The organism is Nitratireductor sp. L15S-10 (assembly GCF_045011005.1).
In the GTDB taxonomy this organism is placed as follows: domain Bacteria; phylum Pseudomonadota; class Alphaproteobacteria; order Rhizobiales; family Rhizobiaceae; genus Nitratireductor.
The window spans coordinates 3,246,724-3,261,552 of sequence record NZ_CP120674.1; the positions used below are offsets into that span (position 1 = coordinate 3,246,724).

The window sequence follows — 14,829 nt, forward strand, 5'->3', positions numbered from 1 at the left end:
CGGCAGGCATTGAAAAACGGCTCGAACCTGAGATCGCGAAGCAGCGCACGGCTCGGGTTCGGTGTAGGAACGTCGATCCAGCGTCAGCGGACGGTGCATGGAACTGTCGGAACGGTTCCATGCACGCGCCAACAGAAAATGCCTGAAAACTCAATGGGCCTTTTGTGCCTGATCGCTTTTTGCCGGCTCGCTGATCGCATTGCCGGGTTCCTTACCAAGCACCGCCTCGGTGATCGAGTTGGGGAGACGTCGGGGCGTCTCGAGAAGCCCCAATAGCGGCATAACGATGAGGAAGAAGCCGAAATAGAACAGCGTCGAGACCTGCATCAGCGGCACGTAGACGCCTTCCGCGGGCTTTGCTCCCAGCCACCCGAGGAAAAGGGCGTTGGCTGCGAAAAGCCAAAAGAACAGTTTGTACCAAGGACGATAGACCGCCGAGCGAACCTTTGACGTGTCGAGCCAAGGCACGAAGAACAGCACGGCGATCGCGCCGAACATCGCGAGCACACCGCCGAGCTTTGCGTCGATGGGCCCGATGTTGAAGGTAACCGCTCTCAGGATCGCGTAGAACGGCAGAAAGTACCATTCGGGAACGATCTTCGCGGGCGTCCTGAGCGGATCGGCTTGAACATAGTTGTCCGCATGGCCGAGATAGTTCGGAATGTAGAAGACGAAGTATGCGAACACCATTAGAAAGAGCACCATGCCGACCGCGTCTTTCGCCGTTGCATAAGGCGTGAAGGGCAACGTGTCGGTCTTGTGCTTGACTTCTATTCCAGTGGGGTTGGTCTGTCCTGTGACGTGCAGCGCCCAGACGTGCAGCACGACCACGCCCGCAATCATGAACGGCAGAAGGTAGTGCAGCGCGAAAAACCTGTTCAGCGTAGGACTGTCGACCGCAAAGCCGCCAAGCAAGAGCTGCTGGAGCCATTCTCCGACCAGCGGGATAGCGGTGAAGAATCCCGTGATCACCGTCGCGCCCCAGAAGCTCATCTGCCCCCAGGGGAGTACGTAGCCCATGAAACCAGTAGCCATCATCAGGAGATAGATGATGCAACCGAGGATCCACAGCAGCTCGCGAGGCGCCTTGTAAGAACCGTAGTACAGTCCGCGAAAGATATGGAGGTAGACGGCAATGAAGAAGAATGACGCCCCGTTGGAATGCAGATACCGCAGGAGCCAACCGGAATTGACGTCGCGCATGATCTTCTCGACCGAGTCGAACGCCGTTGCGGTGTTCGCCGAGTAGTGCATCGCCAGCACGATTCCGGTTGCTATCTGGAGGATGAGCATCAGAGTGAGAATGCCGCCGAACGTATAGGCGTAGTTCAGATTGCGCGGAACAGGATAGGATACGAAGGAATCATGGACCAGTCGCGGAAGCGGCATGCGCGCATCGACCCAGCGGCCAATACCTGACTTTGGGACGTAGCTGGATGGCGACCCCGACATTCTATTCCCCTCCTTTGATCCGGTCGATCTGCGCAGACACAATCCGGAACGCGTAACACCTCACGTTGCTAGAGCTTCAAGACCCTTCGAGGCTTCTTGATGCGACAAATTTGCCCGCACGACATCGAGGTCCGAGGACAGGAGGCGAGATGGCGGGCACCTTGAGCATCATCTCAAACGTGCTACATCGGCGGGTAACGAGAGGATTGCGAGGACCATGGGCGCAAGGACGTACTCGATCGGCGAGGCGGCAAAAGAGAGCGGGGTCAAGGTGCCGACAATCCGCTACTACGAGGATATCGGCTTGCTTGGGAGAATCGCGCGCAGCGACGGTAATCGGCGCTTCTACGACCGTTCCGACCTCAGCCGCCTCTCCTTCATCCGCCACGCGCGTGAGCTTGGATTCGAGGTGGATGCGATCCGCACGTTGCTGAGATTGCAGGACGATCCCGACCAAACTTGCGAGGCTGCTGACGCAATTGCCAAGGCGCGCCTCGACGATGTGGAGCGGCGGATCTCAAGCCTGAAACTGCTGCGCTCCGAGCTCAAGAAGATGATGCACGAGTGTGCTGCCGGCCGGATCGGCGAATGTCGCGTTATCGAAATACTCGCGGACAGCAGTCACCATCACGGCAGGCTCGTCGAGCCTTGAGCCAGGCTCGCCAAAGTGGCGGCTATCTTCTCATCGTTGTGCGAGCCAGGATAGCGGCACGATGATCGCGAGGAGGATTGGCTGGTGCAGAAGGTATATCGCGAGGCTGCGGCGCCCCATCCAGACGAGCAGGCGTGCTGGTGTTCGGGCGGCGAGCACGTTCGCGTAGGTGGCGTCCAGGCTGGCTGACAGGAGCCACTTTGCCACGGCCATGCCCATCAGGGTCAAGCCGACCCACGGAAAGATCGGCACGAAATCGTTGCTGGGCGGCACCTGCTGCGCGAACCCAATCCAGGCAAGCCAGCGCGTGTCGAAGATCGCAGACCGCCAAAGCATCGGCATGGAAAAGACGGTGATGCCTGCCAGGAGGCATGTCCATGCGGGCGCCCGCAGAAACAGCGTACCGATCAAAGTGGCCGCAGCGATCGCGTGCAGGATGCCAAAGTAGATGAACGTCCCCGGAAGGACATACCACGTCACGGCCGTGATCGCAGCGGCGGCCGTGGCGATTTTTGCCAAGCGTTTGAAGTAGCTGAAAGGCCGAAAGCCGCTCCGGTCCGCCAGTACGAGACCGACACCGACAAGGATCATGAAAGTGCCGGCAAGGCTACGTCCGAATGCCAGCCATAGCGGATGATTGGCGATGCCGGCAATAAAGCCCGTGAACTCCAGATCCCAGACGAGGTGGAACAGGACGACACCGGCGATGGCGGCGCCGCGTACGGCGTCGATAGCCCATAGTCGCAAGGAATTCGTCATGCAATGCCTTCACCCAAGGTTCCACGGGACACACAATAGGAGCTCGACCTACTAGAGGTTCAATCGCGATTTTTGCTCGCCTGCGCGAACTATCGAGCGCAGTTCGACCTACCACTATGGCATGGTGCGCGAAGGGATGGACTGCCTCTAGCTGTGACCGAGTTGAAAGGGCGCGCTCGCGGATCACCGAACGTCGCCGCGCGAGATCAAGAACGACGCGCCGTTCCAACTCCTGCCCCAATTCCGCGGCACTGGTTGCGGCTGGGCAGTATGACGGGCTTGGGGGTATCTGATGTCTGATTGGATCAACCGACGCAATGTGCTGTTGGGCGCGAGCGCGCTGGCAGCAGGCGGCGCTCTGTTTTCTGTGGAACATGGCTGGACGCAACCGGCAGATGGCGACCGCACCAACCACGCTGTCCTGGTGGCTGTGACCGAGTATCCGCACCTTCCGCCCAGCGCCAAGCTGGTCGGTCCCAACAACGACGCGCAACTGGTCTACGAGTATCTGATGGGCTCCGCGCCTGTCACGTTCGCGCCGGAGAACGTTATCCTCCTTGCGGACGGGCTCGAGAACGCGATCTCGCCGAGCCGCGATGCGATCCGAAGAACGCTCGACGAGCTTGTGAACAAGGTCAGAGGCGGCGACTTCGTCTATCTTCATTTTTCGGGTCACGGCACGCAGCAGCCGGCGATGGACCCCACTGTCGAGCCGGACGGCCTGGACGAGATTTTTCTTCCCCGCGATACCGGGCAATGGACGGATCGAACCAAGGGCGTGCCCAACGCGCTGATCGACAAGGAGGTCCGCGATCACCTGCAGGCGATCCGCGACAAGGGAGCCTTCGTCTGGGTGGTGTTCGACTGCTGCAATTCGGGCACGATGACGCGCGCCGTCGGGCTGACCGATGGCGAAGAGGTGGAACGCAGGGTTCTTCCTGCCGATCTCGGGATACCGGATGCGGTAATGGCCGAGGCGGCCGCGCTGGGCGAAGCGACGCGCGGAACGGGGGAGCCCGCCCCGCGCCAGAACGCGCTAGGGCTGATCTCGACGAAACCGACAGGTGCGGAATCGAGCTCCCCCGGCGGCATGGTTGCATTTTTCGCCTCGCAGACCACGGAGACGACGCCCGAGATGCCGCTGCCGCGCGGCGCTGCGGACGCTACGAGGCTGGGGCTCTTCACCTTCACGCTCTACAGCATGTTGGCCGAGAACCCGGCCGTCACCTATCGCCAACTCGGCCAGGCGATCCTTCAGGCCTATTCCGGAAACAACCGTACGCGGCCGACTCCGCTCTTCGAGGGAGATCTCGACAGGCCTGTGTTCGGTATGAGCAATGCCGATCGCATCGCGCAATGGGCGATCAGGGTCGATGGGAATGCGCTCGAAATACCGGCCGGAATGCTTCACCGAGTGTCGCCGGGCGCGAAGCTGGCTATTCTGTCGTCGCCGGGCGCCACGCTCGATCAGACGCTGGGCTATCTGGAGGTAACCGCCACCAGGAACCTGACCAGTCGCGCGGTGCCGGTTGCCCATGAGGGGCTTCCCGTGATCGCAGTCGCCGACATCCCGCCGGGCGCCTATGCGCGCCTGACCGAGGTTTCGATCGGTTTCGAGCTGGTGGTAGCACGCCCGCAGGACGAGGCTGTAAATTATTCGGAGGAGGTAGCTCTTCTGAATGCCGCTCTCGACAGAATCGCCGGCGATGAACAGGTACCTGTGAACCTGCGTTTTGTCGGTGCGAGGGACGACGCGGACGTGAAGCTGGCCGTGATGAGCGAGCAGGAGGTCGCCAGGCTCGTTGCAGCTCAGGCGGACGGGCCGGAAGCCGGACGCGCCGCGCTCGCCGCCGAACCGCGCGTATGGCTATTGCCTCCTTCGGCGGAGCTGTCGCTGGATGACGGACGGCGCGCGCCCTCGCTATCCCTCGCCGGCGCGACCGCCGACGAGATCGCCGGCAAGCTCGCTGAGAACCTCGTAACCATGTTCCGGGCAACCAGCCTGTCCCGTCTTTCCGCGACCTCGGACTTTAGCCCGGATCAGTTCAGCGTCGGCTTCTCCATCAAACGGCAGGAAACGGGCGGCACGGAGCCCTTGCCGCCCAGCGTCGTGCCTGTCGTGCATCCCGGCGACCAGGTGCATCTCGAGACGCGCAACGGAACCTCACGACCGATCGACATCAACGTCCTTTACATCGGCAGCGACTATTCGATCGGCCACATGTATGCCGAGCGCCTGCACAGCGGAGACGAGATCACCGTTCCCCTTCTGGAGTTCACCTCATCCAGCTTCGGCATCGAGCGCATGGTGGTCGTCTTGTCGGAAGCCGCCCCGCAGACGCCGGTGGAGGATCTCAGCTTCCTCGAGCAGGTCGGAGTGCGTCAGCAATCCCGCGCCGCCGGTGCTGGCACGGCCGGATTCGGAGACCTGCTGCGTGATGTGGCCGGAGCCCCGGCAACGCGTGGAGCTGCGAGAATTGGCGACAGTTCGCGATCGAAAGGCTCGGTCATGATCTTCCCGATGGAAACGCTACCCCGTGGGTGATCTTCGCCAGGCGGTGCCCCGTGACGGGGGCCGAAGGGCAGCTGGGCATTGTCTAAATCGTCAACTTGGCAGATCGGCCGTACCTGCCAGGCTGGGGATCGCTTGACGACCGATCCGATAGACAGAAGCGGGCGGAAAGTTGCGGAACTCCGTTCCGACCATCTCAACCTTCAGATCAAGACGTCGCAGGACGCTTTCAGGAACAGGGTTTCTCCATCCATAGGTGAACTGGAAAAAGCCTGCTTTCGGTTCCAGCAGCGAAAATGCCCCGGCAAGGATCCGCAGCACTTTGGAAGCCGGCATTGTCAGCAGCGGCAGTCCGCTGATGGCCGCTCCATGCAGCTTTGGCTGGGGGAGATTTCTCGTTGATAGACGCGCAGCGTCGGCGCGCACGATCGTCGCCTGGGGGTAGCGCTGCGCAAGCATGTCACCAAATTCGTCGCCCAGCTCAACCAAGGTTAGATCGTCCTGCCGCACGCCTCGGCGGATCAACGCCTCCGTGAACACCCCGGTGCCAGGCCCGAGTTCGATCACCGGCCCAATCCCCGGGTGAACATGCCTGGTGATCAATGCAGCGAGGTGCTGGCTCGAGGGGATGGCAGCACCGACGCGCAAGGGGTTGGTGAGCCATGCACGCAGGAACGTTAGCGTGTCGGCCGATTGGGGCATTGTTTCAATCTCTCGCTGCCGAGTGGAGCCCCTCGCAGCCAGGAAGGTGTTCGAGGTTTCCCTGCGAATCATCCGCTCAGCTGGATAGGTGGCTGATGTTCCCACCTCTAGCAGCATGAGGTTCAAGCCCTCGCTTCGCGGATCTTTAAGACCTTCTGCATCGCAATCAGGTGTTCACCACACCCGACGGTCATGGCCAATGAGGAATAGATCCGTGAAGCACGGGCTGGAACCTCCTAGCCGGCCAGGTCATATTCGAGCCCAATTCTCTCCATAGTCCGATCGGATCAAGCTGCGAACGAGGCCGTTGGCGCAACTCCGCGGGGGCGTTCCAGGACAGGTTACGTTTTTTGCGGCGTGGAGGAGTTCCTCGTAGCAAGGGCGATACGCGTGTTGACGCTGATGGTCTTCACGCTATGAGAGACATTTATGAAAGCCTGAGGGATAGCAGCTACAACAAATGCCGTCTGTCGACGACACTCTTGCTGCGTTGGGGAACGAACCGCCGTTGGTTGTCGGCGGCCGAACGAAGCCACCGGACCGGCGTGAAGTGTCGATCCGTTGGCTATCGGGAACATTTCTGACCGGCGTCACCTCAAGTGTGCTGATGGGCGCGGCGTTGTTCGCAGCCCTTGACGGTCGCGAAGTACTGGCCACGCCCCCTGAGACCCTTAACCTCGCTGCAATCGAAGGACCTGTTGACGGGCAGGTCAGCGTCAAGGCGGGCCGACTTGTGCCGCCGCGCAATCTGGCCAGCTTGACCGACCGCAGGCGAATGGAACTAGCGACAATGACCCGGTCGGGCGACCGCGATGTGTTGCGCACAGTGCCGTTTGTGCAGGCCCGAATGTCACTTGCCGCCGGCCACGCGACCAGCCGCGCATACCCTGCCTTCGACGGCCTCGAAATTTTCGCCGAGGAAGGGGCAAGTCAGTTCGCCTCGAGCACAGGCATTCTCTATGGTGCCAGCATCGAAAACATAGTCCGTCTACGGACGATCGATTTTCCCCTTGATACCGAGTCCTTCGACCCGAGCAATGCACTGTCGGCCGATGAGGTTGAGTTCGTGGTACGGAATCTTGGCGCAATCCTCACAGATGGCGATGTGCGGGTGGCAGCTCTCCATTTCGTCGACCCAGAGCGTTTCGGCGATTTGCAGCCCACAAGTGGCACGGATGGGCCTACCGGCATTAGGATTGTGGCGGAGAATGCATCGGTGGCTAACCGGGGGAAAATGGACGATCCCATCATCGACTATGCCGAGGACGTCATCCCCTTTCATGCCGAAGGCGAGATTAGTGAAGCGCTGCAGCGGGCAGGCTATGCGAGCGCTGATGCAGATGGAATGGCGACGGCGCTTTCCACTATGCTGGGGACGCCGGTGCTGAGGGCCGGCAGTGTTCTCAGACTCGGTATCGAGGCGCGTCGCGGGGAAAGCCGCATCGTGCGAGCGAGCGTTTACGATACAGACCGGCATGTGTCCACGGTCGGGCTCAACGACAAGCTGCAGTATGTGCCAGGAAGCGAGCCGGAGCCCAGTCCCGCGGTGCAGGCGGCGTTCGACACCACTCACCCGCCCTCGATGTACAACCGCGACGATCCACCATCCCTCTATGATGGAATTTACCGAGCCGCTTTCTCTCACGGGCTAACGCGTTCGATGACCCGGCAGCTGGTTCGATTGCTCGCCGCGGATGTCGATCTTCAATCGGGTCTCGATCAAGCCGACCGTATCGAGGTCTTCTTCTCCCAGCCTGATGGTGAGGACAACGCCACGCAAGACTCCGAACTCCTGTTCGTGCGGGCCAGCGTGGGCGGTGCCGATCGTGCATTCTATCGCTTCCAGATGGAGGACGGCACCATCGGCTATTTCGACGAGGGTGGCCGCAGTGCGCGACAGTTTCTCCTCCGCAATCCGATTCCGAACGGGAGATTCACATCTGGCTTCGGCAATCGACGCCACCCGATACTCGGCTACGCCCGCGCTCATACCGGAGTCGATTGGGCGGCCCCCCGAGGCACGCCGATAATCGCTTCCGGCGACGGCGTCGTCGAACAGGCGGGCTGGAGTGGCGGCTATGGCCGTCAGACCATTATCAGCCACGCAAACGGCTATCAGACCACGTTCAATCACCAGAGCAGGATTGCAGATGGAGTGGTCCCGGGCGCGCGGGTCCGGCAAGGCCAGATTATCGGCTACGTAGGCTCAACGGGCCTTTCGACTGGCAACCACCTTCACTACGAACTGATCGTCAATGGCACGAAGGTGGATCCGATGCGAGTCCGTTTGCCGGCCGAGCGAACGCTGACAGGAGATGAGTTGCAGGCCTTCCTGGCCGAGCGAGCGCGCATCGATGGAGCGCTGCTTCTGGAGCAAGCGCGCTCAACGACTACCCTACGTGCGCCTGTCTAGCGGCCGAAGGCGTTGCAAAAAGCGTTGTAGGGAGCTGGAGTGGATATCGCTCCGATCACCACGGCGGCGTCCATCGTTCCGACCGCGAGGGCTAGCGTGATCTTCACCTAGCTCGCTCGCCCTCCACCGACGATCCATGAGAAGCGTCTCGCCGGAGTTGCGAGGGCCGCACCGGCGAGGGCTCTAGGTGAGCGTTCCGCGAACACTACCCGGGTGGAACGGTGGAAGAAGGCGTTGTCGAAAAATCGCCACTGAAGCGCCATCGTCACCACGATCCACACGCGATGTCTTTAGGCAACCCGATCCATCGGCGCCTGTCGTTTTCGGTTGAACCTCTAGCTGGGTGAGGTTCTAGACATCTGCTGACCGTTTCGTTGGGAGGGAATGAACGGCGCGATATCCAATCGAGACATGGACGCTAGGAAAGATGACGGGCAGCAGAAACGAGCATCCGGCGCTGGCCAAGTCGCTTGGTGTCGTAAGGCTGTCGCTCTATGGCGTCGGTACGATCATCGGCGCGGGGATCTATTCTGTCATTGCGCCCGCAGCCGGCGCCGCGGGCGACGGCATATGGCTGAGTTTCCTGCTCGCCGCAGTGATATCGGCATTTTCGGGCCTGTCCTACGCTGAAATCGCCTCGGCGCTTCCAGGTGCGGGTGCGGAACACAACTTCCTGCGTAAGACGTTTCCTTCGTTTCCGGTTCTGGCGTTCATGATCGGGCTGTTCATCGCCGTTCATGGCGCCGCCACCCTGGCAACGGTGGCACTCACTTTCGGCAATTACGCGCAGACACTTCTTCCGTTCGCGCCCGTCGTCGTTGCCATTGCGCTGATGGGCGTCGCCACGGTGATCAATATTGCCGGGATCGGCAAGGCGGCTTTCGTCAGCGCGGCCCTGACCGTGCTCCAGGTCTCCTGTCTCGTGGGCTTTGTATTGTTCGCTATACCATCCGGCAGCAGGAGCTTCCAGGACGTCTCGGTCTGGCCCGACAATCCCGCCGGCATCCTTCAGGGTGCGGCTATCCTATTCTTCATCTATTCCGGTTACGAGCACATGGCTTCCCTCTCAGAGGAGGCAAAGCGACCAGACCGCGATTTGTGGCGCGCCTTCATGATCGCGCTGGGCATCACCACTGTGGTCTACATGGCCGTGATTTTCGGCGTCCTGAGCCTGATGAGTGCTGACAGTCTTGCAGGTTCTCAATCTCCGCTCGCCGATGCGGCCGAGCAACTGGGCGGCTCTTTCGGCATGATCATCATCGCGGCTGCCCTCATAGCTACCGCGAACGCCGTCGTCAGTTCCTCGCTGTCGGGGAGCAGGCTCCTTTTCGGCATGGCCCGCGACGGCGATCTTCCGAGTTCATTATCCAGAACCTTGCGCTTCAGTCGAAGCCCGTGGATCGCCGCGCTTATCTATCTCGTGATCGCCTGCGCCTTCGTGGCCGTCGGGGAAATCGCGTTTGTCGCAAGCCTGTCCTCGCTGGGAGTGACACTTGTCTTCGCCGCGATCAATACGGCCGTGATCGTCCTGAGGTTTACACAGCCTGACCTCGAGCGGCCTTTCCGGCTGCCATCGATCGCAAACGTGCCGCCGACTGCGGTCCTGGGAGTGGTGACCTCACTCTTGCTGGCCACTCAATACGATTGGGCCGTCTATCTGACGTTCGCCGGCGTGTTCGTACTTGGCGCGGTGCCATACGTGTTTATCCGACGGCGGGCAGGCGCGACAACGCGGGCGAGTGGCGGTGAACGCTAGAGCGCCGGGGCCGGTTCCGGGAACTTGGCAACGTGGTCGGGCTCTTGCACCTCATCCTGCTAGAGGTTGCATAATGGGCTTGGTCGGGGCGGCGGCATCGGTTTGCTGCGCCAGTCCCGGGCATTTTTTCTTGATCGGAGAAGGGAGTCGGCTTTCGCGTACCCGGTAATCATACGTACGGTTAGCCCCGTTGCGGCGAGACGGCTTGCGCGCGCGATCTCCAACCGTATCGCCCCTCAGAGGCTGCTCGGGACATCGCCATGATTGTTGAGTTGGGACATTTCGCGCTCGTGCTGGCATGTGTGCTGGCCACGGTCCAGTTCTTCGTCCCGTGGCTCGGCACGCGACTTAGCGACGATCGCCTAATGGCGGTTGCCAAGCCGGCTTCGGTGGCGGTTTTCGGCTTCGTCGCGCTGTCGTTCGCTGCACTGACGACAGCTTATGTGACTTCCGACTTCTCGGTTCAAAATGTCTGGGAGAATTCGCATTCGCTAAAGCCAATGCTGTTCAAGGTCACAGGAGTTTGGGGAAACCACGAGGGCTCCATGCTGCTCTGGGTCCTGATCCTGGCCTTCTTCGGCGCGCTTGTTGCCTGGTTCAGCGACAATCTTCCGGCCAGCCTGCGCACGAATGTGCTGGCTGTGCAGGGGCTGGTGGGCGCCGCCTTCCTCCTGTTCATTCTCGCCACATCGAACCCGTTCGCCCGGATCAATCCCGCGCCGATCGAGGGCCGCGACCTGAATCCGATCCTTCAGGACATCGGCCTCGCCATCCATCCGCCGTTGCTCTATCTCGGCTATGTCGGCTTCTCGGTGTGTTTCTCCTTCGCGGTGGCGGCGCTGATCGAGGGCCGGATCGATGCCGCCTGGGCGCGCTGGGTACGGCCGTGGACGCTCGTTGCCTGGTTGTTCCTGACCGGCGGTATCGCCATGGGCTCCTACTGGGCCTATTACGAGCTGGGCTGGGGCGGCTGGTGGTTCTGGGACCCGGTCGAGAACGCCTCTTTTCTGCCCTGGCTTTCGGGCACCGCGCTGCTGCATTCCGCGATCGTCATGGAGAAGCGCTCGGCGCTGAAGATCTGGACGCTGCTGCTCGCAATCCTGACCTTCTCGCTGTCGCTGCTCGGCACCTTCCTAGTGCGCTCGGGCGTCTTGACCTCCGTGCACGCCTTCGCCACCGATCCGGCGCGCGGCCTGTTCATCCTGATCATCCTCATCCTGTTCATCGGCGGCTCGCTGGCGCTGTTCGCCGCGCGCGCCTCGGCGCTGACCCAGGGCGGGCTGTTCCATCCCGTCTCTCGCGAGGGCGCGCTGGTGTTGAACAACCTGTTCCTGACCACGGCTGCCGCCACTGTGCTGATCGGCACGCTCTATCCGCTGATGGTCGAGGCCGTGACGGGCGACAAGATCTCGGTCGGTGCGCCCTTCTTCAACCTCACCTTCATTCCACTCATGATCCCGCTGTTACTGGCCGTGCCATTCGGGCCGCTGCTCGCCTGGAAGCGCGGCGATCTCTACGCCGTCGCCCAGCGCCTGTACGCCGCCTTCGGCACCGCACTGCTGACGGCGCTGGTGGTGTACTTCTTCGTGGAAGGCAAAGGGGCGCTCGCCGCTTTCGGCATCGGACTTGCAGTCTGGCTAATGCTGGGTGCGCTGACCGATCTTGCGCTGAAGGCAGGCATCGGCAGCGTGGGCGCGGCAGTAGCTTGGCGGCGGTTCAAGGGGCTTCCGCGCTCGGTGTTCGGTACCGCTGCGGCGCATTTCGGGTTGGGTGTGACGGTGCTTGGCATTGCCGCTGTTACCTCGCTCGAGATTGAGCGGATCGTCGTAATGCGCCCCGGCGACACGCTGCCAATCGCCGGATATACGTTGCGTTTCGACGGTATCGCGCCGCATCGCGGCCCGAATTTTACCGAGGAGCAGGGCCGCTTCGTCTATCTCGACAGCGCGGGCCGCCAGCGCGGCGAGATCGTCTCGTCCAAACGGCTTTACACGGCCCGCCAGATGCCGACCACGGAGGCAGGCATCGCCACGCGCGGCTTCAGCCAGCTCTACGTTTCGCTGGGCGATCCCACGCCCGACGGCGGCGTGGTGGTGCGTGTGTGGTGGAAGCCGCTGGTGCTGCTGCTCTGGCTTGGCGGTGTTGCAATGATGGCTGGTGGCGCAATATCGCTTTTCGATCGTCGGTTTCGGGTCGGCGCGCCGAGTAGGAAACGGACGGTACATGTCAGATCGGATGTGCCAGCGGAGTGAGGACCGTCCTCGTGTATCGAGGACCGTGGCCCGCCAAGGCTCGACTCGCCCGTTGACGCGTTCAAAAAATCACCCTTGCCCTGTTCTCGTTCTTACCGCGGCGATTCAGGTTCTTCTTGAAGTAGGAGGCCGTCGTCAGCGATGCGGGCTTCTAGCGCTGTGCTTGTCGAATAACTGAGTGACGAACATGCAATAAATATCGGGAGAACCAGCGGGTGGAATTGCGGCATCTTCGATACGTCATCGCCAGCGCAAGCAATGGTAGTTTCAGTGCAGCAGCACTCGAATTGAACGTGCGCCAGCCCATCGTCAGCAAACGTATTAGAGAGCTTGAGGAGAGCCTTGATGGAGTCGCCCTTTTCGACCGTTCCACGGCGGGAGCACGGCTGACCCCAGCCGGGGAAGAGTTCATCGTCGCCGCGCGCCGTATACTGGAAGACGTCGAGCGGCTCCGTGAACGAATGAAAGCGAGCGCGGCCGGCAAAGCCGGTCGCGTCGTCGTTGGATTCTACAAGTCACTTTCCACCGGAGGCTTCCGCACCGCACTTCGCGACTTTCGCCGGCAACATCCCGAGATCGAGGTCGAACTGGTTGAGTCGCCTTTTGTCGAACTGTCGGCCGGCGTCCTGTCCGGCGCAATCGACACCGCCATCATCCTAGGCGACGCCGGCAAATGCGAGGTTCTGGAATCCGTTGCGCTTTGGTCCGATCAGCTTGTCGTCGCCCTGCCCGAAGACCATCTGCTGGCCGAAAAGCCAGTGATCTACTGGCCGGAGCTGAAGCGCGAGCGCTTCATCATCACCCACCACGATCCCGGCCCGGACATCCGCGTCGTGCTGCTCCGCCACCTTGCCGCGCCTTCCGACCACCCGGAGATCGTGACCCGGCGTCTCAGCCGCGAAAGCCTACTCAGCGAAGTCGCGGACGGACAGGGTATCGCCCTGCAATGCGAATCCGCAGTCGGCCTCTCCTGCCTCGGAGTCGTGTTCCGGCCGCTCCACGATGGCAACGGCGCGACACGCCTCGGCTATATCGCCTGCTGGAAGCCGGACAACACCAACCCGGCGCTCAAGACCTTCCTCGACACCATAAAGCCGAGAGTGTGATTCGGCCGGACAGGCTCTTCCCTGTGTCGCGACGCCGGAATTACCGCCGCAAGATTCAAGTATTTTTTCGACGGCCTACGACCGCCTACGAAACCGCGAATAATCTGATTGCCGGCCCGCAATTTGTGCCTTTCTTGATTGTCCCCGTCGCCATCCGACCGTCTAGCGGATGGCCGGAACGGGGGCGAGATGCCGGCACATCACAATCACAACGAAGGTCGGAACGCGGGTATCTCGCGCGGGGCGCGCATGCTGCGCACAGCGCTCGGCCCGGCCATCGCCGCCTACCTTGAGGACGCTTCCATTGTCGAGGTAATGCTGAACCCGGACGGCCGCATCTGGGTCGACCGGCTGCGTGAGGGCCTTGTCGCCACCGGCGATGTGCTGATCCCCGCCGATGGCGAGCGCATCATCCGCCTGGTCGCTCACCATGTCGGCGCCGAGGTCCATCCCGGCAGCCCCCGCGTCTCGGCCGAGCTGCCGGAGACGGGCGAACGGTTCGAGGGATTGCTTCCTCCCGTTGCCACCGCGCCGGCCTTCGCGATCCGCAAGCCTGCCGTCGCCGTGTTCACCCTCTCAGACTACGTGGCGGCCGGCATCATGACCGACACCCAGGCCGAGGTGCTGCGGCTCGCTGTCGAGGGGCGCAAGAACGTGCTGGTCGCCGGCGGCACCTCGACCGGCAAGACCACGCTCACAAACGCGCTGCTGGCCGAAGTCGCCAAGACCGACGACCGCGTGGTGCTGATCGAGGACACGCGCGAGCTGCAATGCGCCGCGCCCAACCTCGTTGCGCTACGCACCAAGGATGGCGTCGCCTCTTTGTCCGATCTCGTGAAGTCGTCGCTGCGGCTTCGGCCAGACCGCATCCCGGTCGGTGAGGTGCGCGGCAGCGAGGCCCTCGATCTCCTGAAAGCATGGGGCACTGGCCATCCGGGCGGCATCGGGACGATCCACGCAAACACCGCGATCGGCGCGCTGCGCCGGCTGGAGCAGCTCGTGCAGGAGGCCGTGGTCACGGTCCCGCGCGCCCTAATCGCCGACACGATCGACGTGATCGCCGTGCTTTCCGGCCGCGGCTCGGCCCGCCGCCTCGCCGAGATCGCCCTTGTCGAAGGGCTCGATCCCGCCACCGGCGACTACCGCACCCTCAACGCAACGCTCGAATTCCCCACCGCCACACAAGGAGACCCCGCATGACCTTGCCAGTTCTTCACCACGTCCG

Annotated in this window: 10 protein-coding genes; 7 read left to right on the forward strand and 3 right to left on the reverse strand. The window is 62.0% G+C overall.

The annotated features are described in order from the left end of the window. Positions 1-150: 150 nt before the first annotated feature. Positions 151-1,452 (reverse strand): cytochrome bc complex cytochrome b subunit, encoded by a 1,302-nt coding sequence (locus tag P2W41_RS15600; protein WP_404933678.1) that lies wholly within the window; start codon positions 1,450-1,452, stop codon positions 151-153. Positions 1,453-1,669: 217 nt separating this feature from the next. On the opposite strand from P2W41_RS15600, the gene P2W41_RS15605 reads away from it, so the two are divergent. After that, a complete protein-coding gene (locus P2W41_RS15605) occupies positions 1,670-2,104 on the forward strand; it encodes a helix-turn-helix domain-containing protein (RefSeq protein ID WP_404933679.1) in 435 nt (144 codons plus the stop codon). 30 nt (positions 2,105-2,134) lie between these two features. On the opposite strand, the gene P2W41_RS15610 is transcribed toward P2W41_RS15605, so the two are convergent. Then, positions 2,135-2,863, reverse strand: a complete 729-nt coding sequence (locus tag P2W41_RS15610; RefSeq protein ID WP_404933680.1) for a heparan-alpha-glucosaminide N-acetyltransferase — start codon at positions 2,861-2,863, stop codon at positions 2,135-2,137. A 292-nt stretch (positions 2,864-3,155) separates the two neighbouring features. Here P2W41_RS15610 and P2W41_RS15615 point away from each other — a divergent pair, with 292 nt between their 5' ends. Then, on the forward strand, positions 3,156-5,408 hold the full coding sequence (locus P2W41_RS15615) for a caspase family protein (RefSeq protein WP_404933681.1): 2,253 nt from the start codon (positions 3,156-3,158) through the stop codon (positions 5,406-5,408). A 60-nt stretch (positions 5,409-5,468) separates the two neighbouring features. Here P2W41_RS15615 and P2W41_RS15620 read toward each other — a convergent pair whose 3' ends face one another. After that, positions 5,469-6,194 (reverse strand): class I SAM-dependent methyltransferase, encoded by a 726-nt coding sequence (locus P2W41_RS15620; protein WP_404934998.1) that lies wholly within the window; start codon positions 6,192-6,194, stop codon positions 5,469-5,471. 343 nt (positions 6,195-6,537) lie between these two features. On the opposite strand from P2W41_RS15620, the gene P2W41_RS15625 reads away from it, so the two are divergent. The 5 genes from P2W41_RS15625 (at position 6,538) to trbB (ending at position 14,804) form a co-directional block, all read left to right on the forward strand. Continuing rightward, on the forward strand, positions 6,538-8,490 hold the full coding sequence (locus P2W41_RS15625; protein ID WP_404933682.1) for a M23 family metallopeptidase: 1,953 nt from the start codon (positions 6,538-6,540) through the stop codon (positions 8,488-8,490). Positions 8,491-8,917: 427 nt separating this feature from the next. Beyond that, entirely contained in the window at positions 8,918-10,246 is a 1,329-nt protein-coding gene (locus tag P2W41_RS15630; RefSeq protein WP_404933683.1) for an APC family permease, read from the forward strand. A gap of 263 nt (positions 10,247-10,509) precedes the next feature. Next, a complete protein-coding gene (locus P2W41_RS15635) occupies positions 10,510-12,498 on the forward strand; it encodes a heme lyase CcmF/NrfE family subunit (protein ID WP_404934999.1) in 1,989 nt (662 codons plus the stop codon). Between the two features lie 215 nt (positions 12,499-12,713). Continuing rightward, complete coding sequence (locus P2W41_RS15640) at positions 12,714-13,604, forward strand: LysR family transcriptional regulator (RefSeq protein ID WP_404933684.1); 891 nt, start codon at positions 12,714-12,716, stop codon at positions 13,602-13,604. Positions 13,605-13,793: 189 nt separating this feature from the next. Beyond that, the gene (gene trbB, locus P2W41_RS15645) at positions 13,794-14,804 is read left to right on the forward strand and encodes a P-type conjugative transfer ATPase TrbB (protein ID WP_404933685.1); all 1,011 of its coding nucleotides are present in this window, start codon (positions 13,794-13,796) and stop codon (positions 14,802-14,804) included. The last annotated feature ends 25 nt before the right edge of the window (positions 14,805-14,829 follow it).